The organism is Bradyrhizobium rifense (assembly GCF_008123425.1).
Taxonomy (GTDB): domain Bacteria; phylum Pseudomonadota; class Alphaproteobacteria; order Rhizobiales; family Xanthobacteraceae; genus Bradyrhizobium; species Bradyrhizobium rifense.
Genome location: NZ_VSSS01000090.1, coordinates 23,663 through 46,932 on the forward strand (window position 1 = coordinate 23,663; position 23,270 = coordinate 46,932).

The following is a 23,270-nucleotide window of genomic DNA, read 5'->3' on the forward strand; positions in this document are numbered from 1 at the left end:
CGGTTCGATGACGATGATGTCAGCCGATTGCGGTTTTCCTGACACGCGCGCGAGCGGGAGGGTCAGAACATCGCTGATTCTCGTCGTGCCGTCATTGTATCTGGCGGCGACGTTGCTCTATTCGGCCTGGCAGGCGGTCTGGGGCGTCCAGGTCGATCCGGAATCGGCCTACACCATGAACGGGCTGGTAGCGGCCGCCGGCTATGGTTCGCTGAAGTTCGATCATCCGGGAACGACGACGACGCTGCTCGTCGAGCTGGTCATCAGGGGCTGGGCCTTGGTCGCCCGGCCCGATGATATCGTCGCGTTCGGGCTCAAGCACTACGATGCGATCACATGCGCGGCGCGGACGTGCGAAGCGCTGGTGCTCTCGGGTGCGTTGCTGGCGGGCGGGCTCATCGTCGGCCGGACAACGCGCAGCGCCATTGCCGCGATGCTGTTTCAGGCGGGAGCGTTCGTTCATCCCGATGCGTTTCACTTTCAGACGGTGCTCGCTCCGGAAAGCCTCATGGTCGGGATCGCGCTGTTCGGCATGGCGATCGTGCTCAAGGCTGCGCTCGACGAGCGTCCGCCGTCGACAAGCCTCGGTGTCGTATCAGGATTGATTTTCGCGCTCGGGTTCGCGACCAAATATCTCTATCTGCCGCAGGCGCTGTTCGCCGTGTGCCTGCTCAGAAATAGGCGGGCGTTCGTCGCCGCCTTGATCACCGGGGCGATCGGCTTCGTTGGCTTCAGTCTGATCTTCAATCCCGGCACGATCACGCGCGGGTTCGGATGGCTGGTGCAGATCGCAACCCACAAGGGCCATTACGGCGAGGGCGAGACCGGATTCATCGACTTCGCGACGTTCTGGTCGAACATGCGCGAGATCATCGCGGCCGTGCCGCTCGCGGCGGGCACCTACGTCGCAGCCGCCGCTGCGGCGCTCGCCTGGTGCATCAAGACGCGGGACTGGCGCGATCCGGTCACACTGACGCTCAGTGCCGCCGTCGTGGTCTTTGCGGCGTACCTCGTGGCGACGTCGAAGCACTTCGCGCTGCATTACATGATGGCATCGTGGGCCCTGATGGGCGGTGTCCTTGTCCTGGTCGTGGTGCAGATCAGGCGTCTGGTCCCGGCGATCCCGTCGGCAGCGCTGAGCCTGCTGGCGGGCGGTCTATGTGCCGTGACGGCTGCCGTGACGCTGATCGACGCCCGCGCTGTCGCGCTGCAAACCTCGCGCGCGAATGCGATCGGGGCGAGGCTCTCGCAGGCCGTGGTCGCGGCCGGTCCCGCGTGCGCCAACGTCTCCGGCATGTTCGTGGGCGCGCCGGAGAACGACATGAACCACGGTTGGGACATGACCTTGCAGCTCTGGGGCGACCAGGCGATGCGGGAGAGGTTCTCCGTTGCCTATGCGCGCGCCTTCACGGTCGCGCTGCTGGACCACAACACCTACACGCATGTCCTGAAGAACAATTTTCGCCCCACCAGCTACGCCAAGCTCGCCGCCGACTACCCCTGCATCATCGTGCGCTCACCGTGGGAGCTGAACGAGGACACGTCGATCGGACTGCTGGCGCTCCATCCGGACCATTGCGTGATCGAGGGGATCCACGTCTATACCGTCGGGCTCGCCTGCGCGAAGGTGCAGGGCAGCTTCCTGCGCGAACGGTGAGGGGACGGGGGCTGTGTGGCGCTCCCTAGCGGAGCCGCCGTTTTCTGCAACATCAATGAGTTAGCAATGATGTTGGGGAAGGCGACTTCTATTGCTTTGCCATAGCTTTCTTCGGGCTTCCCCAACCCTAACTCTGGCTTGTCAAAATAAAACCCCGGCAACCGTTTGAGCGGCTCCGGGGTCACGCGCTAGTGCCGCCTATGAGAGAGGCGATCATGAGTAAGAGTAAAGCTGGAGCGTTACGTGATCAAGAGGGTCGTCACACCCTCGCAATGCTGCGTTCAAAACCCGAACCAATTCACTACCGGATCAGGCGCGCGATTATGGCTGATCCTTCGCTCACATCGACGGCTAAATTGGTAGCGGACGCGTTGCTTATCACGTTCCGAAATAGCACGACTGGCCGGTGCAATCCCTCGCTAGCCAAGATCGCGTTGGCAATCGGTCGGTCGAGGCGAACCGTGATCAAAGCAATCGGGGAGCTCAAGGCTGGAGCTGATCCATGGCTAATTGTCCGAGGCACGCGGGGAGGTTCAAAGGACAACACCAACAACTACGAGTTCAGAATGAAAGGTACGGGTGCAGTTTGTTGCACCGGTGAAGAAGGACACGCCAGTGAAGAAAAGGCCGATAGGGGTGAAGCGGAATGCACGGAAGGGGTGAAGCCTACGGCCCACAAACTATCTGATGAACTATCCAGAACTATAGACGCAGATAATGTCGAAGAAGATGGGCCGGATCGCTCGCTACCGCGCACCCTGATGGGCGCGCTTCGCGATCCGGAGCCGCAGCGCGAGCGTCCCGAAGTTCTCCAGAACCGCATTGCGATGCGCCTGACGGGCGGCTGGAACATATTTGGCGACCTGCCTGAAACTGAGCGCGACCGTCTCACGGAACTTGAGCGGACTGGCGCACTCACGGATGAAGCACTCGGACTTGCAATTGCGGCAGCCCGGATGGGCAAAGCGTGACCGGGCGCGGCAACCAACCGTGGGTAAGCGGCGAAGCCCTGCTTGGTGGTGCGCCGGGCGGTCAGACGCGGGTCAGAATTGGCCGCCGTTACATAACGGTAGTCTCGGACGTAACGGACAAGTCCGTTACGTAACGGAAAGGAGATCGCCATGGGCCTCAGCAATGCCGCGCGACAGGCGCGCCATCGTGCCAAGCGGGCCGCAGAAATGGAGGCGTTACGTAACGGGGCGGCACCGTCGCAAGGTGCGGAGGTAAACGCGCTGCGCAAACGGGTTAGGGAGCTGGAGGCCGCACTCGGCGCCAAGCCCAAGCCAGCCATGACGTTGGACATGATCTCGACCAAGACGGGCCGCGAGCAGGCCGAGATATTCATGCGCCAGCAGGAGAAGCGGTTCGAGGGGGAAATCAGGCGGCGGGTCCAAGCCGAGGTCGCGGCGTGGATGGAGCAGATGCTGCCGGAATACAAGAAGCGGCTGGAAGAATCAGACCGCGTGATCAAGACACGCAAGGGCTTCATGAAGAAGGCGTTGTTCAACAAATTCCGGTTCGCCATTCATGAGGACACCTACAGCCACAGGTCCGCGAAAGAGCGCGCCGAGCTGTGCCAGTGGCTGGAGGAGCATGAGACGGTGCTGGTTGCCGAAGACGAGAAGCCGACAACGCTCCCAACGCTGGAGGAACTGATGCGGAACCGGGAAGCAATCCGGCGAGCCAACAGCGAGCGGAGCAAGGCAGCGCACGCGAGGGCAAAGGCGGAGCGGGAGGCGGAGAAGCGAGAAGCGGACAACTCGGCATTATAAAGGGCCGACGCAGACGCGCTACGACGGCAATAAGCCGCGCCCGATCAGCAGCGTCAGGCTCATGCGCGTCCCAAACTTTCCATGCGCGTACATAGGATGAGGGCGCGCATGAAGTCGCGGCTTGACCTTCCACGTTGGGATGATTCTAATCGCGCAGCATAGAGTAACGGGCCATGGCACCTGAAAGTACAGGTTGGAAACAGGCAGGCCGGTTTCGGCCGGGGCAATCTGGAAATTTGGCCGGTAGGCCGCGCGGGGCTCGTAATGCGACCACCCTTGCATGCGAAGCCTTGCTCGATGGCGAAGCGCAACGGTTGACCGCGAAGTGCATCCAAATGGCGCTGGAAGGCGATCCAGTCGCCTTAAAACTTTGCTTCGACCGAATATACCCGCCCCGCAAGGGCCGCACGGTAACCTTTCCTTTGCGTGCTATCGACTGCGCACAGGACACGGCCGACGCATTGTCCGATATTGCAGCTGCCGTGGCGTCAGGCCAAATTTCGCCAGAAGAGGGGAGCGCAATTTCGGCTGTGCTCGGCCACGCGGCGCGGGCCTATGAGGTTTCCCGAGCCACGCCCGGACATGAAATTAGACAATACACGGACGCGGAGCTTCACGGCATCATCGAGCGCGAGGAACAGCGTCGCGCGCGGGAGGAAACGAGATTACTCACTGACGGGCGGTAGCCGTTCGCTAGGATTTCGTCGCTCGCCCGGTTGCCGCATCGTCGCCTACAGGGCGAGGCGGCCCTGATCCTCGGACCAATCGATGATCTCGAAGAACATTCCTCGATTGAGCATTTCGGCTTCCAGATTGCCGGCGTGTTGCTTCCAATCGGCAGTTTCCCGAACCCGAAAGCGAGGAGCTTCCTCGGCGGCTTTCTGCGCATCGTCGGACGCCAGCGCGCCGCGCACGCTTTCGTACATCATGGTGAGGCTGTCGTTTGTGAACGCGCGATAGTCCATTCACGGCCCAAAAAAAGGCCGTCGCCGGGTTGAGATCAGCGACGGCGCCAATGTGTGAGTTGTTAGTTTTAATTGCGCTGGTCGGACAAGATGATGGAGCGCCGAGGTTAACGCTGCGTAATCGACCGCCGAACCAACCACTGGCGCCGTTCAAAGAGCCGTAAGATGGAAGCGGCGATTCCATTTTCTATATCGCAGGTTGCGAGCATCCTCCATCAAACGGCACAAGATATGTTCTTCAAATGAAAGAAGCCGCCAACTGAGGCGGCGTTACTTTTCAGTGGGCGAACAAGAGGACAGTTACGGCGGCGACAGTGAACGTCCCGGCCGCGATAGCAAACACCCGAAATAGCAGGTCACCGCTCATCAACCAGCTTTGTTCCGGGGCGGCAATCTGTCTATGCAGATTGTGCCAAAACCGGGAAACTTCGGTAGTATATGACAGCGTGTTCCGACCGTGAATACACCTCATGGTCGTCCAGAACAAAACAGGCCGTTTGTCATTTCAAGCTAGGCCACTGTCGCCGGAAACAGGCCAGCGCCTCCCGGTGGGTGCTGTCCTAATTAGGACACGCGGAACTCTGAATTAGGACACGGTGTTTTGTGACAGTGGTGTGTCAATGAGCCGCGCGCGTACTGAGTAAGCGCGGCTACGAGAGCCTCAATCCTGCCAGCCCCGGATTGGGGCTTTTTCGTTTGCCGGCACAGGCAATGGAACACCGTGTTTCAACGGACTCCACAACGGTGCAGAAATAAGTAGAAATATGCAGGCCGGGGCTGGCATTTCATCCCGAACAATCATTTTGCCCGGTAAGGGGCTGCCGTGAGGTGGTCCCTTTCGATTCCGACACCCGCGTACTGGCGGATTAGGGCACTGGGAAATTTACGGGTGACCAAGCAAAAACGCCGCCCGCTTAAATGTTGCGCGAGCGGCGGCTTTCCAGCCCCGGTGGGTTTGACGCAAAACTCCGGTGAGGATGATAGTGCACAAGTTGTGCCAAGGTTTTGTGTCGCGTTCTGTGACAGTGCTAACCGACATGAAGAGAGGCCGCCAACTGGGGCGGCCTAGAAGCTCCCCACCCATCTGGTGGTCTAGGCCACGAAAGGGCGGGGAGCTGTTGCGCCGGTCCCCCCGTCGCACAATCAGGCTAGAAACGTCATATGACGGTCATGTGAAGTTGTCGGCACTGTCCACTATTAATGCCGAACGGCCTTCATCGAAGGTTGGATCGTGAGGCGATAAGCAACGTAGTCGTCGTTGCCGTTGAAGGTCTCCAAGACCTCTCTACAGGCTGGGCAGCGGTATTCGCCACCACTGTTAGGGAGGGACGTAAGCTCCAGTCGGCGAAAGCCGGCGCCGCACTCGGGACAAGTCACGTCACTCTTTTTCATACGCCACTCCCCGGGGAAAACGGCGAGAGTTTATAGGAAAAATTAACGCTGAGCCATCGGTTGGTGTTCGTCCAATGGAACGCAACTTTTGGCTTAGAGAACGAAACTAGGCCACTACACCAATCAAATTAGGCCGCTGAGGTCGGAAACGGGCCAGCGCCCGGCTCGGCATAGGAACGAAGCGCGTATCCGAACACAGCGCGAACCGTTGGCGTGCCTCATTTGGGTTTACCCAACTGAGTCATCGCGCTGAGACGGAAAATCTGTCTCATTTGGGTTGACTTACGAATTATGAGACGTCATTGTCTCATGGTCTAGAACCTAGCGAGACATGACCATGACCAAGCAGCACCTTGTCGGCTACGCCCGCGTCTCCAGCACCGACCAGAGCCTCGACGTGCAGGAGAAAGCACTTCTCGCGGCAGGATGCGACATCATCCGGGCCGAGAAGCGCAGTGGCACGACCAAGGAAGGGCGCGACGAACTCAACCTAGCGCTCTCCATCCTGCGCACCGGCGACGTGTTGATGGTCACGCGGATCGACCGGCTCGCGCGCAGCATCGGCGACTTGCAGGACATCGTCAGGGCGGTAAAGGCCAAGGGCGCGTCACTCAGGGCGATAGAGCAGCCAATCGACACCAGCACGGCTGCGGGCAAGTGCTTCCTCGATATGCTCGGGGTGTTCGCCGAGTTTGAAACCAACCTTCGCCGCGAGCGCCAGCTTGAAGGGATCGCGAGCGCCAAGGCGCGCGGCGTCTACAAGGGGCGCAAGGCGAGCATCGATGCCGGGAAGATCAAGAAGATGAAGGCCGACGGTGTGGGGCCGTCCGCGATTGCAAAGACGTTGAAGATCGGCCGAGCTTCGGTGTATCGCGCACTGGCGGAGTGAGCCGCACTAGTGTGCAGTCCACGGAGCTTTTTTCCGGCACCTAGGGGGAGGGAAAATTTCTCGGGAAAGCATGCTTATTTTCGGCAAAACCCCTCACAAAGCCGCCGAAAGCTGATCGATCATGCGCCTTAGCCGAAGGTCGCATGAACCGTGTCATGTCGGCTTTTAGAGGCGAACCCGAAGGCAATCCAGCATCGCGTCTACCGCTGCTTTTGACCCGAACCGAACTTCGGTCGGCTTTCAACGCCCCGCGAACTCCGGGGGGATCACGGCTCCGACGGTGTCCCATAACGGCCGAAATGTGGCCCTTGCCGCACTCGCCTATTTCTTTCCCCTTCTCCGCCCAGCTTAGAGCGCGTTTCGTATCCACGATTGCCGCAAGCGCCCCTAGTGCTGAAGAGAGTTCGTTGCGTCCGGTGGAGCAAGCGATGCGTACCGAATTGTCCTTTCAGCGCAAGCTGCGCCGCATGCTTGTTGCTGTCGCCATCGTTGGCCCCGTGGCGCTGACGCCCGAAATGAGTGCGGCCGAAGGCTTGTTTGATTTCTTTTTCGGTGGCGGCCAGAAGCAACAGCAGCAGACCTCGTCTTTCAACAACAATCCGCAATCACCACCGCAGCGGCCGGTCGTCGTAAGCGCGGGACCTGCCTTCTGCGTGCGCAGTTGCGACGGCAAATATTTTCCGCTGATGCGCGGCGCGGCCTCGCCGGCGCAGATGTGCCAAGCCTTCTGTCCGGCAAGTCCGACCAAAGTTTTCTTCGGCTCCAGCATCGACAGAGCCTATGCCACAACCGGCGAACGATACGCCGATAGCGAAAACGCCTTTGCCTATCGGAAGGCGCTGCGAGCCGATTGCACCTGCAACGGCCACAATCCCGCCGGTCTTGCGTCAGTCGATATCGCGATGGACGGCTCGTTACGCTCGGGCGACGCGGTCGCTACCGCTGACGGGCTCGTCGCCTATTCCGGCATACGGGTCGGCAACGACCAGAACCCAGATTTCACGCCGTTAGCGTCTTCCGAGTTGACTCGCACGCCGCTTCCGGCGACGACCATCACGCCGAAGCCGGTGCCCGCGCGCGACTAGCGCGTATATGCGGGCTGATGTTGCAATCAATCTCCGACGATCACCCCTCTTGCAGAGCTTCTCGTTGACGTCCGCTTTTTGAGGCACAACGGACTAGATTTGCTCAGGTTGAGTTTTTCGCATTTTGACCCGTTGCAGACCTCGCGGAGAGTTGGCATTGTTGTGCGATGTTCAACTACCTGCTTGCCAATATGCGCACATGGTCGCTCTCACTGGCGGTCTATTGCATGACTTTCACGGGCGCGACCGCCTGCACCATCGTGGTAGCACGTAGCATCATGTTCGAGCAGGTCCCGGCGGACGTCGATGCGTCCGAGATCATCGAGGCAACAATCCATGATCGTACGCACTTCATCGACGCGCGAGGTCTGCAAGGCGAGCTGTTGAACGCACGTGTTGATCGCGTGATCAAGGGATCAATCAAGACAGACACCGTGAAGATACTTTTGTATGAAGGCTGCCCCCGCGCTAGCGGGGGGCGCGGCATCATTCTCGGTAATCTTCAGAGCGATCCGTTACTCGGTCTCGTGCTGATACCGAAGGATCACTTAGTCCGCTGATGGCCCGGTGGCGAAGTTCGGTGTGGCCCGGATATGGTCTGCTGATCGGCGCAGACCGGAAGTGACGCTGCGCCATTTAAACCGGCGCTGTTGACCCCGAGCGGACGTCGTTGCCTCGCGAGACCTGCACCGCGTCGGGACAGTTCTGTCGCCAATAGTGGAGCAATCAAGAGCCAAGTTTCAAGCCGAGCCATCCGCGGCTGGGGTCTGTCGCGCCGCTTTCTCTTGCGCGAGAGTTGCTTCCAGCCGCGAGTTGTTTTCCTGGAGGCGCTGGTTGTTTTCCAGCAGACGCCGACTGGTGAGGAGGAGGATGTAGTAGCCGAATTGCTGATTACTTTGAAAGTAGATTTCAAGCAACCTTTCATAAGTTATAGTCAGGACTTGTCCGTCTTCTATGCACTCGACCGTTCCGGTTCGTCGGTTATCGGGCGCAAGGAAGCCAAGTTCTCCCATGAGACGCCCTGGCGGAATCTCGACGCCGATTTCTTTGACGAGAAACTTCCCGGTGACGGTGAGAAACATTTCGGCCGCCGCATCACCCTTCCTAAATAATCGGTCGCCATGGCGATATCTGCGTTCGGTCATGAACGGTTTGAGCCATTCCATCGACATGTCACCTTGCATCGCGTTACGTGCCTTCTTAACGAGCCTGAGCAGTTGACGGAGACGAACGGCATTGACCGGCAGCAACAGCAGATAAAGCAGAAAGGTGGCGACGCTTCCGGAAAGCGCGCCAGAGGTTGCGAAGAATGCACAGCCGACCATATTCGCGACCCGCAGCGGCACCATTCTCTGCATCAGCAAGGTAGCGACAAGGAAGATTGCGCCGACCAAGGCAAACATGTTGGCGAGCGTGATGTTGGCCAACACAATTTCCAGCAGCCGATCAAACAGTGCGTCGTAGGTGATGTTGTTGGGATCAAGCCCCATTTGAACGAGAATCTTTGCAATCCTGAGATTATCTGCCGCCGTATCAAGGATGCGGTTTAGTACCGTGGAAAGATCTGCACTGATGGGCTCCATCGGATCATCTCTCACAAAGCGGTCAGTATCCCCCGAATATATCCCGGATATTGATGATCGAGGGGCGATATTGAAGGCGCTTTTTGTTGCAGCGCATGAGTCCGAAATTGGCCCTTCGCGACCGTCCAGGCGGCGCCTGGCCATGTCCGAAGTTGAGGGTAGACAAGACGTGACTGCACACGCCCGAAATCGGCGCTGATGACCCATCTGAGACATCGCGCCTAATTGCGTCTGAGGCCGGTTGGGGGCCATTTCTCACCGCGCCCCCTTCTCCAAAGTGCTAGGCTCTAGGCACTGGACGAGACCTGCTCTCAGGGGGCGCATGCAACGGCGCAAGTTCATCATGGCGCTCGGTGGCGCAGCGGCGACTTGGCCGTTTGTCGCGCGTGCGCAGCAGGCGGCGAAGCGCATGCGGCGGATCGGGGCTCTCATAGGATTCGCGGAGGATGATCCGGCCACCCAACGCCGTGTTGCCGCTTTCTTGAAGGTGCTCGCCGATTTGGGCTGGACGCCGGATCGCGACGTCACAATCGACTTTCGTTATGGAGCGGGAGACGCCGACAGAAACCGAGCCTTCGCGAAGGAATTGGTTGGCCTCAACCCCGATGTAATCCTGACTACCTCCACATCCGCCACTGCGGCCATGCAGCGCGAAACGAGCATTATCCCGGTGGTCTTTGTGACCGTTTCCGATCCGGTCGGTAGTGGCTTCGTGGCCAGCCTACCCCGACCCGGCGGCAATATTACCGGCTTTATCAATGTCGAGGGTTCGATTGGGGGAAAATGGCTTGAGCTCCTGAAAGAGGTAGCTCCTCGCACAAAGCGGGCTGGACTCATGTTCAATCCGGCGATTGCTACCTATTTTGACTATTACTGGAAGCCATTCGAAGCTGCGGCAAGGGCCGCCGGCGTGACGCCGATCCCACTGCCGGTTGGCAACGTTGCCGACATCGAGCAGGCGTTCGCAACAAGGGATCGAGACGACGGCCTCGTTCTGATGAGCGATGCCTTTTTAACCGTAAATCGGGTCCTGATTAACGAAAAGGCGCTGCAGTTTCGTGTCCCGGTGGTTGCCGGCATCTCTCAAAGCGGTTCCCTGATTTCTTATGCGCCAGATATCGAGGACCTCTTTCGACGCTCCGCATCCTACGTGGATAAGATACTTCGCGGTGCCTCGCCCGCCGATCTGCCGGTGCAGTTGCCGACCAAATTCCAACTGATCATCAACCTCAATACCGCAAAGGCGCTCGATCTCACCGTGCCACCGACGCTGCTCGCCAGCGCCGACGAGGTGATCGAATAGAGATGTTGATTTGCTGCGGCGCATGAGTCTCTTCTTGGCCCTTCGGCGAAGTGGCAGCATCGCTCCACAAGGTCCGCTTATTGAGGCATGGCGGACAAGATTTGCTCAGGTTGAGTTCTTCGCATTTTGACCCATTGCAGACCTCGCGGAGAGTTGTCATCTTCACGCAATGGTCAGCAACTGGCTCGTCGACATGCGCACATGGGCGGTCTGTTTGGGGGCTTATTACGCCGCCTGCACCGGCGCAGTTGCCTGTATGGGACCAAGCTTCGAAAGAGGCATCATATTCGAGCACGTCCCAACCGACATCGATGCACCGATTATAGTCGAGGCGACGCTGTCTGACAGGAGGGAAGTGGGCGATGCAGCCGGTAATCAGATTGTGGTTATGAACGTCCATGTTGATCGGGTTATCAAGGGCGCAATCGACGCCAGGACGTTTAGGATAGTTGTTTACGGAACAGACTGTACACGAGCGAGCGTCGGGCAAGGCATCGTTCTCGGCGATCTCGTAGATGTTCCTCCGCACGGACTTATGTTGAGTGCAAGGGACGGGTCCAACCCCCGAACGTGGTCCAAGGAATTTTTGCAAAAGCAGTTGGACATTTGGAATGCAGCCCGCAACGACAAATGATCTTGCAGAGCTGTGAACATTGCCAACGTCCTTGACGGGCGAAATTTGATGTCGGCTTGTGGCCCTTTTGAGACCTGCCGACTGTCTCTAAGAATGTCTGCTATCAGGGGATGGGCGGAAGAATTTGTTGATGTGACCGACTGAACACCGAGCGCAGCTTGCTCAGGACTATATCGCAGGCGTTCGCGAACTGATCGAAACTCCGTTGCCCCTAAGCATGCTTCAACCGCACGACCCCGGAGGGATCGGGCAACCCCAAAGGGGGAGGGAAAAACTCCCCTGCAAGCATGCTTATTTTCGGCAACGCTCCTGACGAAGTCGCCCGACGCCCGTCATTGCCGAATGAACACTGTGGCAAGCGGGGGTCGGCGACGAAAGCGCCGCTGCGTAAACGTTGCTTGCGAGTTGGGCTTGTAATGCTTGGCGCCCCTTCACCGGGGGAGGAAAACCGTTCGCGAAAAGAATGCTTTTGTGGCGGTTGGGGCAGGCGGACATGGTAGCCCACCCGCCTTTCCGTTGTGCCCGGCCAGTCATCCACCGCAATCCGTAGCGGCTTGCCTGATCCGCGCGGACCGGTGATCCTTCGCCCATGGGCACCAAGTCGCGCGAGAGGATTTACGGCGCATCTGTCCGGGCTGCGGCAGAGCGGGCGGCGGAAGCGCGCAAGCAGGCCGACCGGCTCGCCGTCGAAGCGTGGAACGCGCGCATGCTCGGCTTTCAGGGGCCGGCGCAGCCATCGCCGACACTAGGTGATGCGCTCAATGCGGGGTACACCTACCTCGAAGTGCACTGCCTTGGCTGCGACACCAACCAGACTATCCCGCTGGACATCGTGCGGCGACCAAAGGCTACGCCGATCCATGAGCTAGAGCGTTACATGCGGTGCAAGGACTGCTCGCAGGTTCGGGGCTATCCGTACAAGCGCAGCCATCTGGTGGCGTTGCGGCCAACCAAAATCTCGGCGAGCGATCCGCCATCGACGTGGTGGCCGGGAGAGCGATGATTTGGGGAGCAACAATGAGACAATTGAATAGGGCAGCTCTCATAATCTTGCTGTGTGTTCAACCGATGGCGGCAAGAGCCGAAGCCGTCAGCGTGCCCGACGATGGGTCGGTGACTGTTGATAAGCCGATCCAACAGATCACTGCCCATTATCGCCTCAACACGCAGGACGCCGAGCTTGCCAAAAGAGCCGCAGCGGCCTTTACATATGTTGGCATGTGTCGCGGTGTTGGCGTTTCTGATGCAATGGGAGCTATCTCGCTCATCATGGGTGCAGACCCTGACGTGCCTTATCAAGCGGCGGCTCTCGCCATCCTCGGCGTTTACACGCGCTCTGCGTTTGGACGCGACAGTTCGGCAGCGTGCGCGAAGGTCCATGATGACGCTACCAAGCAATAGATTTCATCGGCGCTGCTCGGCACGCAGCACTTCTGGGAGCGACCCGGCCACAACGACGTGGCCGGGGAAACGGTAAGGCTATAGATGTCGATCCTAAACGAAGACGGTTCATCCTCTACAGATGGATTAGATGAATTTTTTCGCGCGGTTGAGCCGACGATTAGCGACGCAGAGGACTACCTAAAAGTCGCTCGCGGTACCGTCGCCAACATCCGTCAGGACAGCGATTTTCTCGCTGTCGTCAAGATGCATGCGACCATCGAGCCGCTGTTGGGCGATGCGCTCGAACAATCTGTGACGAGAGCACTAAGGCATCCGAAGGTGAACTTCCCCGGTGGCGAGGCGTTGGCAGAATTCGTCGTCGGCGCAAACTTAGAGTCCAAGATTAGGCTTGCATTGAAGTCGGAGATTATTAGCGACGACAATGCTAAGTTCATACGTGCGCTTGCGCGCGTAAGAAATCATTACGCGCATGATGTCGGCAATATGCAGAAGAACATCCATGATGCTGCGAGCGATGCTGACAAGCAAGGAGACGGCCTATCCATACTGCGCGACCTGATGTCGAGTTCGTCGGGCACGAAGCAGAAGATCACGTCGAAACTAGCGTTCGTCTACTTGAAGCCATTCATGTTCCTTCGATTTGCAAGCTTGCTTGCCAACCTCCTGCACGGAATTCGACCTCCACCGGCCTTGTCTGGCTTGATGGGGGGACTATTGGGCTTGCAGAGCGATGCCAGCGAGCCAGATAATACCTGATGTGCAACCTCTACAGCATCACCACCAACCAAGCGGCGATCATCAACCTGTTTCGCGTCGTCAACCGCTACGTCGGCAATCTCGCGCCGATGCCCGGCGTCTTCCCCGACTATCCCGCGCCGGTCATCCGCAACAGTGACACAGGCACCGAGCTTGCAATGATGCGCTGGGGCATGCCGCCACCACCGCGTACAGGCGGCCCGCCGGTCGCCAACATCCGCAACACGTCATCGCCGCATTGGCGCGGTTGGCTCAAGCCGGAGAACCGTTGCCTTGTCCCAGCCAACAGCTTCGCCGAGTACGCGCCCGAGCCGAACCCGGAGACCAAGAAAAAGGACGTGGTATGGTTCGCCCTCAATGAGGATCGGCGGCTGTTCGCCTTCGCGGGCATCTGGACAACGTTCAACGGCGACCGCGGCACCAAGTCAAAGCCGGTGCCGGGGCCACATCAGGTCTACGGCTTCCTGACGACCGTAGCGAATGCGGTGGTGGAGCCGATCCACCCCAAGGCCATGCCGGTGATCCTGACGACAGATGAGGAGCGCGACGTATGGATGCGTGCACCGTGGGATGAGGCGAGGGCGTTGCAGCGGCCACTGCCGGATGATGCGCTGAGGATCGTGATGCGCGGCGCAGAAAAGGAAGATCGGGCGGCCGCATAAAGAGGAGCCCTGTAGGGAGCCCTTCGCGCAGCTGGGAAAGCATGCTTGGCGTGGCTCCACCGGGGGAGGGAAAATCCCGGATGAAAGCATGCTACTTTTCGCAAATGCCTCTCACAATTGCCGTCACCCGTACCCTCGCAGCGAGCGACGGGTTCAACCCCGAGAAAATCCATTCTCGTTAAGCAACCAAGCCCTCTCCGGATCGATCCTCACGCTCGCTTCGACCGAAACCCCGAAAATGCCCAACCAAGGGCGGCACCTACGATCAACACAAACAACGGCACCGCAAGTGCAATTGCAAGCGCCATCCCAAGCGCTCTCCATGGTCGCGCAGGACTAAGGACGATCCCTGCCTTGCTGTACAGCTTATCGCTCAACGCTGTTTCAGAACGGTCCCGATATTCTGGATAGAGCCGCCGAAAGTCGGGGAGCTTGTACCAACAGTTTGGAGTTGCCGTGTATGTATTCCATGGCCGATCAGGGGCGGTGTAATCCGCGCCTGATTTTCCGCGAGCCTCACGACAATCGACCGGCAACATCAGGGTACCGACTTGGCTAAAATCGAGCGACGCTTTCTCAAATTCCTCTTTCACATCTTGGTATGAGACGACGGCCACGCCCATCGCGAATAGCGCCGATAGAATAATCCATACTCTGAAAAAACCTCGGCCAAAATTCATTTGCGTTTACGCTCGGCTAAACAGCTACAGGGCTCGGCTATTGCTCTAGATCGCTTCCCCTACATCCGTCGCGGTTTCCGCAATCGGCAGAACCTCCGGCAAGACATAGCCAGCCTTCGCAATTTTCTGCAACGCGCTGATTGGCACCATGTGCTTGTTGTCTCGCGCCGAATATCTCGCCGCCTGCTTCACCAATCCGAAGTCACCATAGTACACTTCCGTCCAGTCGCCGTTTGCATCTATCTTGAGACAAAGAAGCATATCAGCGTCGCCACGAAACCCGATTTGCGACGCTGCATAATTTGCCTTCACTTGCACCTTCTTGCCCTCTGGCGTGACGGCGTCGTAACCGTTCGCTCCGCGCGGTGCTTGTTGCAGATTGTAGGCTTCAACCGCGATAAACTCTCCGTAGTCACCTAAAAGATTGCCAAGCCCGGCCCATCTAAAATTGGGAGCCAACGATTTCAACGTGCGCTGCGACGCAAATAGCGATGCAAGCACGCCTTTCATCGCTTCTAGGCGTTGTTCCTTAGTGATCATGTTACCACCCCTCGCGGGGCCATCTTTTCCATGCAAGCTCACCTGATAGCGGAGCGGCGTTCCGTAACAAGCCTGCTACAAGCGCGCTGCGCAGGTTGTCGGCAAAACGAGTTCCGTTAGCTACATCGGGGATGTGAGAACGCGATACCGCCGGCCGGCTTTTGTGTATCAGCGGCTACATCGGCGAACGATACCTAAGAGCAAGCGAGATCGCAGACGCTACTGTTGGCGCGAGTGCTTCTAACCCCTGTGATCTTAGTCCCGCAAACCCTCCAAAAAAGCTGCGTTGACGTAATACACTAGGCCTTCTCCTAGGCGGTCTCGTTCGGCCTCTAGTCGCTTGTAATCATAGTCGCGGTTGTAGATGAAAACTGGCCTGCCACGTGCATCCGGAATACCGAGGAAGCCGTACCACAAGAGCAAATCAACATTTGGTGTGGTTCGAGTTCGCCCGCTCGCTTGCGAACAATCTCCGTCACTTGCGCAGGCGTCAAGCGCTGGCCTTCGCCGATGAAGTCATAGAAAATGCTTTCTGACAGCCCGGAAACATCCCTCACTTCGAGCCCGAAATCCGTCACAAGATAAAGGGAGTGCTTCTCAAGCGCCGTCTTCACATCGGCAACAGTGATCACAGGATGACCCCGATTGACGGCGATGGATAAAGCCTTCTCGGCGAGATCGATGAGAAATCTCGGACGCATCAACGACGCGCCAATCATTACGTCAACAGCGGTGCGCTTGTCGTCCATGATGGGATTGATAGCGTTCCACGCCTCCTCCTCTTTCCCTTCGGGAACAGCTGCTATTACTCGCTGGTGGATCAAGTTGCTCAGTTGCTCGGCATCGGACCAATCGACCTTGATTGGATCGAACTTCCCTCGGTCTGCCGTATTCTCGACCAGCCGTTCATAAACATCGCCGCGCAAAAACAGGAGATACTCGAATTCCAAGTCCTTCCTTGCGAGTTCGCGTTGGACCTTATTCATGACGTTGATCAGATGCTGCACCGTCTTAATGTCATGCTCCTCGACCCGCGTTGCTGGCCACCCCTTGTCGACGTTGTCGAACAGGAGATTGATGGTTTTGTAACCATCGGCAAGTTGCGCCACCGAGTCTCTGAGCTTCGATATTTCATGCTCAAAGAGGACGTTCGTAATAGTTTCCTTAGCTGTACTAGCGTTCGGAGTGCCCTGTATGGTTTTGATTACGAGTTCTACCGCCGTTTCTAACCGGGAAGTGAAATCACCATACACGTGCTCGCTTCCCATCTTGAAGCGCTGCTCGACACTCTCAATCAGCTTCAATTGGGTCAGATTGTATTTCGCCTTCGGAAGAAGCGCCTCCCGTAGCGAGTAAATGATTTCCATGTAGATGATGTATTGCCAAAACGCCTCTATGGAATGATCAAAAAATCCGGCTGCCTTTACGTCCACTAGGCTTTGCCGGAGTTCGGAAAGACGATGAGACACCGGCATAAGGGGAACAACGAGGTTACGCTTGTCGGCCTGCTTCTTTTCTAACGTCGCGTAGAAAATTGCAGTCTTACCGGACCCCTTTCTTCCTACGACAATCCCTCCCTTTGCACGAGATGCGGCAGTGAATTGTGCCGTGTGGACAAAATACTGATCTAACCGTGTAGCTTCATGTTCGGCTGCCGACTTTCCTAGGTCCACCTGTTCAAGCAAAGTTGGGCTCCGCTTTCGTGGAGGCGGCTTGCTTCTTTGATTGAGGACGAGGGTCTGCTGACAGTATTCTTCTACTTCATTTGTGGTCTCTAGCTTGCCACGAGCGGTCGAAATGAACTCCCTGAAATCGACAGGAGCCGGAACGTCGTTAAACTGAATAAGAAGCGCTTCGATGCCTAAGCCGTGAGCCATCCCTGCGAGTGTGGATGCAAGCAGATTGTGTTTTACATCGCCCTCGATGTTGGGTGCGATCAACGGCAGAATTAGTCCGGTCGATGCCGACACTTCCGCGAAGGCGTCGTTGATCGACATGAAATTAGTGTCAGTTGGATCGAATTGACGCTGCTCAACCTTAGAGTTGGAAATTGCGGAGGAGATATACTCAATGAAGTTCGTTCGCTTGAATGCACCTAAGAAAAACAGCGGCTGATTGTAATTTCTTGGCTTTGGGGCAATGGGCCGCCAATCATTTAGATCGATCTTCTCGATTTTTGCCGCGAGATCCTTGTAGTTTTGATACCTGATCTGACCGGTCGTCGCGAAGAGGCCAGTAAGGTCCACATTTTCCTTCGATCCCTTCAAGGTGAAGTCAACGGTTGGGACAACTGGCTTTCCCGATCCAACGCAATACCCGATTTCATAATAGACGTTGAAATTGGGTATCGTTACGTCGGCAAGCAGGAAATCGCTCGTATCGATCTTTTCGCGAATGAGTTTGTCGAGCCTGTATCCGAACGTATTCAAGTGCGGCCAAGGCGTCACATGGATGCCCCGTACTTCGCGCACAGCTTCATCGGCTGTCGTCAAAATCGGTTCGGATGATGGATAGGCAAAGAACGCGCTCTTGGACATGACAGGCTTTCAGCTACCGATAGTTGTAGCTTACACGCGCTAGGATGGTTGGGAAGAATGACGAGAGAACTTGTCCACGCGTTTGGCCAAGACTGTCAGCCAAGGGTGTGCCCCCTAAACGTGCGGCCCACTTGCTAGAAACCGAACGAGCTAGCGTGAGGACGAATGGCGTAATTTTTACGGCCTCAGACGAATATTTACGCTTGGCATTTTTATCAGGGGTGCATGCTTGAAGAAGAACATCCATAAATAGAATAGCTAGTTATTACAGTGCCTTAAAGGCCGTCTCGTAATGGGAAACGCTTAGCCAAGCTTGTGGAAAACTCGGCAAGCTACCGATTGGAGCGGCCCAAGCACCAATACTATGACGTGGTGAGTTGCATTCCGTTGCAATGGGCGAGCTTGAGCGATGAAGGAACCGGGATCATCACTGCCCATCGGCTATAGCCGGTGCGTTCTCCACCGAGAAGAAGCGGCCGAATATGTTGGCGTCAGTCCACGCCTCTTTGATGTGATGGTCGCCGACGGCCGGATGCCGAGGGCCGTGCGACTTTCGGAGAGGCGCTACGGTTGGATACAGCGCGAGCTTGATGCGGCGGTTGCCACGTTGCCGCGTAAGGAAGACTTCGATGACCACACCAGTGGCATCCACGTGAGCGAAGCGGAAAGAAAGGCACTGGAGAAATTCGATGCAGCCCGTCAAGCCGCCAAGGCGGAAAAATCTCCTGCCGAACATTGACGCCGTCATTGACCGGCGGAAGGGGCAAGAGACCGTGCGGTACTACCACCGTATCGGTAAGGGAAAGCGCACGCCGCTGGTGGGGTTACCTTATAGTCCAGAGTTCTTGGCTTCGTATCAAGACGCGGTTGAAGGTCGAACTGGCATCGCGATGCCAGCGCTAACGCGACGCAATACCGAGGTGCGGACGGTCTCGACGCTTATTGCGCACTATCGCGCCAACAACGAACAGTTCAAACGCAATCGGACTTACACAACACAGCGGGGGTATAGCTCACGTTTGCGCGCCATGAACCGGGATTACGGCGAGTGTCCGCTGATCGGTTTAACCCGCGAGCGTATTCGAGATTTTCTCGACGACTTCGATGATCGACCCGGATCGGGGCTCGACACCCACAAGAAATTCAAAATCCTGATCAAGCACGCCAACGACATCGGATGGATGAATACCGATCCGATGGTAGGGCTCAAGCGGCCAAAGGGTGGTTCGATCCGTCCATGGACCGAAGACGAGGTTGAGCAATTCAAGGCGCGATGGCCGCTCGGCAGCCGCCAACATTTGGCGTTCTGCTTGTTTGAATTTCTGGGACAGCGTCGCAGCGACGTTCATCGAATGTTGTGGAGCGATATCAATCCGCGCACCGGTGGCATCAAGGTGGTCCAGCAAAAGACCGAGGCCAAACTAGAAATCCCAATCCACGAGGATTTGCTGTACGTGCTTGATGATGCTCACGCGCGGCGAGGCAGGGTGGTTGGCCTAAACGATCCGATCATTAGGACGGATGCAGGTGCTGGATTTACGGTCGCGGGGATTTCAGATTGGTTGCGAGATGCAATCACGGCAGCGGGGCTGCCCCTAGATTGCAAGCCCCACGGGCTTCGTCACTTGGCGGGCGTCCGCTTGGCGGAAGCCCAGTGCTCAGATGAAGAAATGATGGCGGTGCTCGGCCATCGCTCAGCAACAAGCCTGCGCATCTACACCAAGGGTGCGGAACAGAGGCGGCTTGCCCGAAACGCCATCACCAAACTTGAACAGAACCGGCACAACGCTTCCCCAACACGCGGTTTTATATTTGGGGAATTGCCAAAAAAGGAAGGAAACACAGCCATGTAGGGAAGCTGGTGGCGCTCCCTAGCGGAATCGAACCGCTCTCTCCACCGTGAAAGGGTGGCGTCCTAACCGATAGACGAAGGGAGCAAACGCAAGGCCAGACCGCATTCGCGACAGGCCCGCTGGCCGTCCGAATAGTGCCCGGCGGCTTGCAGCGGGCGAACGTATAGTGGCCTTTGGGCCGGTGGGCAAGCCGTTCCGGAACGCTCTTTTGGAACCGGTGGATAGCCGGCTCCGGTATCATTCGGGGGACGATTTCAACTGTTTCTTAGGGTTGCCTGGGCTAGCCCTGATACGGGAGAGATTTTTCGCCAATGCCACAGCCCAAGAAGCGCGCAGCCCGCAAGCTGCTGTCGCAGCACGCCTGGATCACGCTCGAGGGCGGATTCGCGGCGCGGCATTGCCTGGTCCAGGACATCTCGTCCTCGGGCGCCAAGATCACGATGGACGAGGATGCGAGCCAGCTCCCGGGCGTGATCCGGATGGCGTTTGCGCGCGATGCCCGGACCGGGCGGAGCTGCCAGGTGGTCTGGCGCCGCGGCAAATCGGCCGGCATCAAGTTCCTCTGACGGCCACCGGATAGCGCCTGGCCCGGGTCCGGGCTACAAGGCGTCGATGCGCGCAACCATCCTCGTCCTGATCTCTCTCGCGACCACCTCCGCAGCCGGGGCCGAGACCTTGCGCTTGCCGCCGAGCGAGCAGCCGCAGTCGGGCAAGGCCTTGCCGTTGAGGGGCGCCACCGGGTCTGCCAGGGCCAATGGCTGCGCCTCCTATGGCCGGGGCTTCACTTGGGTTGAGGCGACCGGGACCTGCGTGAAGATCGGCGGCTCGGTCAGGGTCGACGGCACGGTCGGGCGGTGAGAGGCGGATGTCGCCGGACCTGTTGCGACTCGATCTCCTCGTCCCCGCGCTGATGTATTGCGCGCTGCTGTGGTGGGTCGGACGCGGGCTGTCCTGGACCGCAAGGCTCGCCACGGCGGTGGTCACGCTCGTGCTGATCGTCGGCGTTTTGCTGGTCGGGCGGGGCTGGCACTAGGGCGCCCAAACAAAACGCGAAAACAACCCCATGCACAGTAGAACCGAGGCGCGGGCTGTTTGCGCGCTCGCAGCGATTTCGCGCGCGCTTACCACATCTTAAGCCGCGTCAGCGGTCACGACATCGGCGGGGCCACGTGCTGGGCAAATCCGGGCCGCTTGCCGAGCTCGGCGAGCCACCGCGTCAGGTTCGGCTGCACCGGGCGGGTGATCCCCTCGACGCCCAGCCAGCGCCGCGCGTAGGCGCCAACAGCGATATCGGCGAGCGTGAACTGGTCGCCCTCCATGAACGGCCGCGTCGAGAGCAGCCGGTCGGCGATCGCCCAGACCTCGGCGGCCGCATCGGCATCCTTCTGCACCTGCACCATGTCGCGCTCGGCCGGCGCCGTGCGCACGATGCCCCAGAACACCGGGCGGTCGACCGGCTGCACCATCGACAGCGTCCAGTCGAGCCAGCGGTCGACGCCGGCGCGCAGCTTTGGCGCCTCCGGATAGATCGGCGTGCCGCGCCCATGCGCCATGCAGAGATAGCGCATGATCGAATTGGATTCCCACAAGCTGAAGTCGCCCTCGACCAGTGTCGGGACGCGCGCATTGGGGTTCATCGCGAGATAGTCGGCCTCGCGGGTCTTGCCGTGCTGCATGCCGGCGTCGATGCGCTCGTAGGGCAAAGCGAGCTCGGTCAGGCACCACAGCACCTTCTGCACGTTGACCGAATTGGCGCGGCCCCAGATCGTCAGCTTTTGGTCCGGCATAAAATCCTCCCGCGCGTCTTTCGTTGTCGTAGCCCGGATGGAGCGAAGCGCAATCCGGGGTGCTTCGGCTGCGGCCGGTCCCGGATTACGCTTCGCTCCATCCGGGCTACAAGGCCACTGCGCGCGGGTGATAGCGGAATTTTCGCCAGTGAGCGATGCGCGATTGCCGCGAGCCCCTCATGCAAAAAGCTTCGCCTGCATGCAAAAAGCCCCGCCCGAGGCGGAGCTTTCATTGCAGAGTCGATCAGACGATCAATGGCCGAAGAACAGCCACAGCAGAATGATCACCGGAATAGGCACGCCCAGCATCCACAGCAATAATCCTCGTCCCATTGTTTCCTCCTCCAATCGCATTGTCGGGGAGTGAACGCGGGGTGCGAGGGCTTTGTTCCTATCGCGGGAGCCTTACCAGTGGCCGATATTCGGCATCGACGCCCACGGCTCGGCCGGCGCCTTCGGCTCGCCCTTCTGCAGGATCTCGATCGAGTGCAGATCGGGCGAGCGGACGAAGGCCATGTTGCCGTCGCGCGGCGGCCGGTTGATGGTGACGCCGGCCTTTTGCAGCTGCGCGCAGGTGGCGTAGATGTCGTCGACCTCATAGGCGAGATGGCCGAAGAAGCGGTCCTCGCCATACTTCTCCTCGTCCCAATTCCAGGTGAGCTCGACCAGCGGCGCGCCGCGCGTCTTGGGCTGATCCTTCAGCGCATCGAGGTCGTCGGCCGAGCACAGGAACACGAGCGTAAAACGCCCCTTGTCGTTCTCGATGCGCCGCACCTCCTTCAGCCCCAGCGCATCCTGGTAAAACTTCAGCGCGACATCGAGATTGCGCACGCGCAGCATGGTGTGGAGGTATCGCATGGTTGTTGCTCCCTTGGACAATCGGAGGGTTTTGCTTTCGGCCGGGACGGCGGGGGAGAGATAGCAGGAAAGTGGGGGAAGGGGCAGGGGGCAGGGGCAAATGTGCGTGAGGGCACCAACTGCTTGACGCTTTATTTTGAACGGGCCCTCTATCCAGGCGAATTCTGTTGCTGGGATAGGATTCTGAAGATAACTCAAGGTTGAGTAGTGAAACGCGTCCTACCGGTGCAACCGAATGAACGATGGCCAATCTTTGGGAGAGGAATTCGAGGCGCTTGTTTATCAAATTTACCAAGCGCTGGGTTATAAGCGGATTGCTCCGCTGGGCCGATCAGATCGCGGATACGACTTCAAGGTCACTTCTCCCGAGGGCAAACTAGTCATCGTCGATGTGAAGCTCTACCGCACACGGGTGATTTCCCGCGAACTAGTTGTCCGGGCAGCGATGGCACTGGAAAACCAGCGCCTGGCCGTGGCCGCTTCCGAGGCCGTTCTAGTGATTGGAAGCACGCTAAATATTCCGATTGTGAACACCGGCCGCACCATCGTTATAGACATGACGAAGCTACGCGAGATGGCCGCCAAGTTCCCTATGTTGGCAACGCATCTCGATTCGATCGCACGGCAAATATCGCCCATGCCGGTAGGTAATGACACTGATATCCTGGCTGCTCGGATATGCGGTCTGTCGCTCTGATAATTTCGCGAAAGGGTGCCGACAAGAATGCTAGCGCTGTGATGCGTGGTGCTCTGAGAGAAACCGGTAAGCTGATGTTGAGCCTGAGCTTGGACGACGTCCATAAAATGCTTGAGATGAAAGATCGAGGCGACGACCCCAACACCCTTTTGTTCGAGCTGTTGGATGAGATGTTGATGAAGCTCGAACGTTGATTGAATTACGGTGACAGCACTG

General features: G+C 58.3%; 27 protein-coding genes and 1 tRNA gene. 19 read left to right on the forward strand and 9 right to left on the reverse strand.

What is annotated here, in order from left to right; translation table 11 throughout:
• Positions 1 to 7: 7 nt before the first annotated feature.
• The 4 genes from FXB40_RS44680 to FXB40_RS44695 all read left to right on the forward strand — a co-directional run bounded on the left by FXB40_RS44680 (position 8) and on the right by FXB40_RS44695 (position 4,115).
• A complete protein-coding gene (locus FXB40_RS44680; protein ID WP_148778606.1) occupies positions 8 to 1,657 on the forward strand; it encodes a hypothetical protein in 1,650 nt (549 codons plus the stop codon).
• 215 nt (positions 1,658 to 1,872) lie between these two features.
• Complete coding sequence (locus tag FXB40_RS44685; protein WP_187437564.1) at positions 1,873 to 2,628, forward strand: helix-turn-helix domain-containing protein; 756 nt, start codon at positions 1,873 to 1,875, stop codon at positions 2,626 to 2,628.
• 150 nt (positions 2,629 to 2,778) lie between these two features.
• A complete protein-coding gene (locus FXB40_RS44690) occupies positions 2,779 to 3,429 on the forward strand; it encodes a hypothetical protein (protein WP_148778608.1) in 651 nt (216 codons plus the stop codon).
• Between the two features lie 173 nt (positions 3,430 to 3,602).
• Entirely contained in the window at positions 3,603 to 4,115 is a 513-nt protein-coding gene (locus FXB40_RS44695) for a DUF5681 domain-containing protein (RefSeq protein WP_148778609.1), read from the forward strand.
• A gap of 45 nt (positions 4,116 to 4,160) precedes the next feature.
• On the opposite strand, the gene FXB40_RS44700 is transcribed toward FXB40_RS44695, so the two are convergent.
• Together FXB40_RS44700 and FXB40_RS44705 are read right to left on the reverse strand one after the other, a co-directional pair.
• Positions 4,161 to 4,394, reverse strand: coding sequence for a hypothetical protein (locus tag FXB40_RS44700; protein ID WP_148778610.1), 234 nt, complete (start codon positions 4,392 to 4,394; stop codon positions 4,161 to 4,163).
• 1,197 nt (positions 4,395 to 5,591) lie between these two features.
• On the reverse strand, positions 5,592 to 5,786 hold the full coding sequence (locus tag FXB40_RS44705) for an MJ0042-type zinc finger domain-containing protein (protein ID WP_148778611.1): 195 nt from the start codon (positions 5,784 to 5,786) through the stop codon (positions 5,592 to 5,594).
• A 337-nt stretch (positions 5,787 to 6,123) separates the two neighbouring features.
• On the opposite strand from FXB40_RS44705, the gene FXB40_RS44710 reads away from it, so the two are divergent.
• The 3 genes from FXB40_RS44710 (at position 6,124) to FXB40_RS44720 (ending at position 8,320) form a co-directional block, all read left to right on the forward strand.
• Entirely contained in the window at positions 6,124 to 6,675 is a 552-nt protein-coding gene (locus FXB40_RS44710; protein ID WP_148778612.1) for a recombinase family protein, read from the forward strand.
• Between the two features lie 428 nt (positions 6,676 to 7,103).
• Positions 7,104 to 7,760, forward strand: a complete 657-nt coding sequence (locus tag FXB40_RS44715; RefSeq protein WP_187437566.1) for a DUF2865 domain-containing protein — start codon at positions 7,104 to 7,106, stop codon at positions 7,758 to 7,760.
• Positions 7,761 to 7,927: 167 nt separating this feature from the next.
• Positions 7,928 to 8,320, forward strand: a complete 393-nt coding sequence (locus FXB40_RS44720) for a hypothetical protein (protein WP_148778613.1) — start codon at positions 7,928 to 7,930, stop codon at positions 8,318 to 8,320.
• A gap of 180 nt (positions 8,321 to 8,500) precedes the next feature.
• Here FXB40_RS44720 and FXB40_RS44725 read toward each other — a convergent pair whose 3' ends face one another.
• Positions 8,501 to 9,343: a Crp/Fnr family transcriptional regulator gene (locus FXB40_RS44725; RefSeq protein ID WP_148778614.1), complete on the reverse strand. Its 843-nt coding sequence runs from the start codon at positions 9,341 to 9,343 to the stop codon at positions 8,501 to 8,503.
• Positions 9,344 to 9,665: 322 nt separating this feature from the next.
• On the opposite strand from FXB40_RS44725, the gene FXB40_RS44730 reads away from it, so the two are divergent.
• From FXB40_RS44730 to FXB40_RS44755, 6 genes are all read left to right on the forward strand, one after another.
• The gene (locus FXB40_RS44730; protein WP_148778615.1) at positions 9,666 to 10,646 is read left to right on the forward strand and encodes an ABC transporter substrate-binding protein; all 981 of its coding nucleotides are present in this window, start codon (positions 9,666 to 9,668) and stop codon (positions 10,644 to 10,646) included.
• Positions 10,647 to 10,839: 193 nt separating this feature from the next.
• Complete coding sequence (locus tag FXB40_RS44735; protein ID WP_148778616.1) at positions 10,840 to 11,280, forward strand: hypothetical protein; 441 nt, start codon at positions 10,840 to 10,842, stop codon at positions 11,278 to 11,280.
• A gap of 589 nt (positions 11,281 to 11,869) precedes the next feature.
• Complete coding sequence (locus FXB40_RS44740; RefSeq protein ID WP_148778617.1) at positions 11,870 to 12,283, forward strand: hypothetical protein; 414 nt, start codon at positions 11,870 to 11,872, stop codon at positions 12,281 to 12,283.
• Positions 12,284 to 12,297: 14 nt separating this feature from the next.
• Positions 12,298 to 12,681 (forward strand): hypothetical protein, encoded by a 384-nt coding sequence (locus tag FXB40_RS44745; protein WP_148778618.1) that lies wholly within the window; start codon positions 12,298 to 12,300, stop codon positions 12,679 to 12,681.
• 84 nt (positions 12,682 to 12,765) lie between these two features.
• Positions 12,766 to 13,440, forward strand: coding sequence for a hypothetical protein (locus FXB40_RS44750; RefSeq protein WP_148778619.1), 675 nt, complete (start codon positions 12,766 to 12,768; stop codon positions 13,438 to 13,440).
• Positions 13,440 to 14,102 (forward strand): SOS response-associated peptidase, encoded by a 663-nt coding sequence (locus FXB40_RS44755; protein ID WP_148778620.1) that lies wholly within the window; start codon positions 13,440 to 13,442, stop codon positions 14,100 to 14,102. Before FXB40_RS44750 ends, FXB40_RS44755 begins: the two co-directional genes overlap by 1 nt.
• Positions 14,103 to 14,311: 209 nt before the next feature.
• Here the strand turns inward: FXB40_RS44755 and FXB40_RS44760 are convergent, their stop codons facing one another.
• From FXB40_RS44760 to FXB40_RS44770, 3 genes are all read right to left on the reverse strand, one after another.
• Positions 14,312 to 14,782: a hypothetical protein gene (locus FXB40_RS44760; protein ID WP_148778621.1), complete on the reverse strand. Its 471-nt coding sequence runs from the start codon at positions 14,780 to 14,782 to the stop codon at positions 14,312 to 14,314.
• Between the two features lie 45 nt (positions 14,783 to 14,827).
• The gene (locus tag FXB40_RS44765) at positions 14,828 to 15,322 is read right to left on the reverse strand and encodes a DUF6998 domain-containing protein (RefSeq protein ID WP_148778622.1); all 495 of its coding nucleotides are present in this window, start codon (positions 15,320 to 15,322) and stop codon (positions 14,828 to 14,830) included.
• Between the two features lie 332 nt (positions 15,323 to 15,654).
• Positions 15,655 to 17,859, reverse strand: coding sequence for a P-loop ATPase, Sll1717 family (locus tag FXB40_RS44770; RefSeq protein ID WP_148778623.1), 2,205 nt, complete (start codon positions 17,857 to 17,859; stop codon positions 15,655 to 15,657).
• A 409-nt stretch (positions 17,860 to 18,268) separates the two neighbouring features.
• On the opposite strand from FXB40_RS44770, the gene FXB40_RS49700 reads away from it, so the two are divergent.
• Positions 18,269 to 18,598 (forward strand): helix-turn-helix transcriptional regulator, encoded by a 330-nt coding sequence (locus FXB40_RS49700; protein WP_246208342.1) that lies wholly within the window; start codon positions 18,269 to 18,271, stop codon positions 18,596 to 18,598.
• Positions 18,549 to 19,712: a tyrosine-type recombinase/integrase gene (locus tag FXB40_RS44780; RefSeq protein WP_148778624.1), complete on the forward strand. Its 1,164-nt coding sequence runs from the start codon at positions 18,549 to 18,551 to the stop codon at positions 19,710 to 19,712. Before FXB40_RS49700 ends, FXB40_RS44780 begins: the two co-directional genes overlap by 50 nt.
• 9 nt (positions 19,713 to 19,721) lie before the next feature.
• On the opposite strand, the gene FXB40_RS44785 is transcribed toward FXB40_RS44780, so the two are convergent.
• Positions 19,722 to 19,796: transfer RNA gene (locus tag FXB40_RS44785), tRNA-Glu, on the reverse strand.
• A gap of 227 nt (positions 19,797 to 20,023) precedes the next feature.
• Between FXB40_RS44785 and FXB40_RS44790 the strand changes: the two genes are divergently transcribed.
• Genes FXB40_RS44790 through FXB40_RS44800 form a run of 3 tightly spaced genes read left to right on the forward strand, consistent with a single transcriptional unit; the run spans position 20,024 to position 20,745 of the window.
• Complete coding sequence (locus FXB40_RS44790; protein ID WP_148778625.1) at positions 20,024 to 20,278, forward strand: PilZ domain-containing protein; 255 nt, start codon at positions 20,024 to 20,026, stop codon at positions 20,276 to 20,278.
• Positions 20,279 to 20,324: 46 nt separating this feature from the next.
• Positions 20,325 to 20,570, forward strand: a complete 246-nt coding sequence (locus FXB40_RS44795; protein ID WP_148778626.1) for a porin — start codon at positions 20,325 to 20,327, stop codon at positions 20,568 to 20,570.
• A 7-nt stretch (positions 20,571 to 20,577) separates the two neighbouring features.
• Complete coding sequence (locus tag FXB40_RS44800) at positions 20,578 to 20,745, forward strand: hypothetical protein (RefSeq protein ID WP_148778627.1); 168 nt, start codon at positions 20,578 to 20,580, stop codon at positions 20,743 to 20,745.
• Positions 20,746 to 20,860: 115 nt separating this feature from the next.
• Here FXB40_RS44800 and FXB40_RS44805 read toward each other — a convergent pair whose 3' ends face one another.
• Both FXB40_RS44805 and FXB40_RS44810 read right to left on the reverse strand, forming a co-directional pair.
• Positions 20,861 to 21,499 carry a glutathione S-transferase family protein gene (locus tag FXB40_RS44805; RefSeq protein ID WP_148778629.1) on the reverse strand — a complete coding sequence of 213 codons (639 nt, stop codon included), beginning with the start codon at positions 21,497 to 21,499 and terminating at the stop codon, positions 20,861 to 20,863.
• Positions 21,500 to 21,904: 405 nt separating this feature from the next.
• Entirely contained in the window at positions 21,905 to 22,357 is a 453-nt protein-coding gene (locus FXB40_RS44810) for a VOC family protein (protein WP_148778631.1), read from the reverse strand.
• Between the two features lie 235 nt (positions 22,358 to 22,592).
• Between FXB40_RS44810 and FXB40_RS44815 the strand changes: the two genes are divergently transcribed.
• A complete protein-coding gene (locus FXB40_RS44815; RefSeq protein ID WP_148778632.1) occupies positions 22,593 to 23,054 on the forward strand; it encodes a restriction endonuclease in 462 nt (153 codons plus the stop codon).
• Positions 23,055 to 23,270 lie beyond the last annotated feature (216 nt).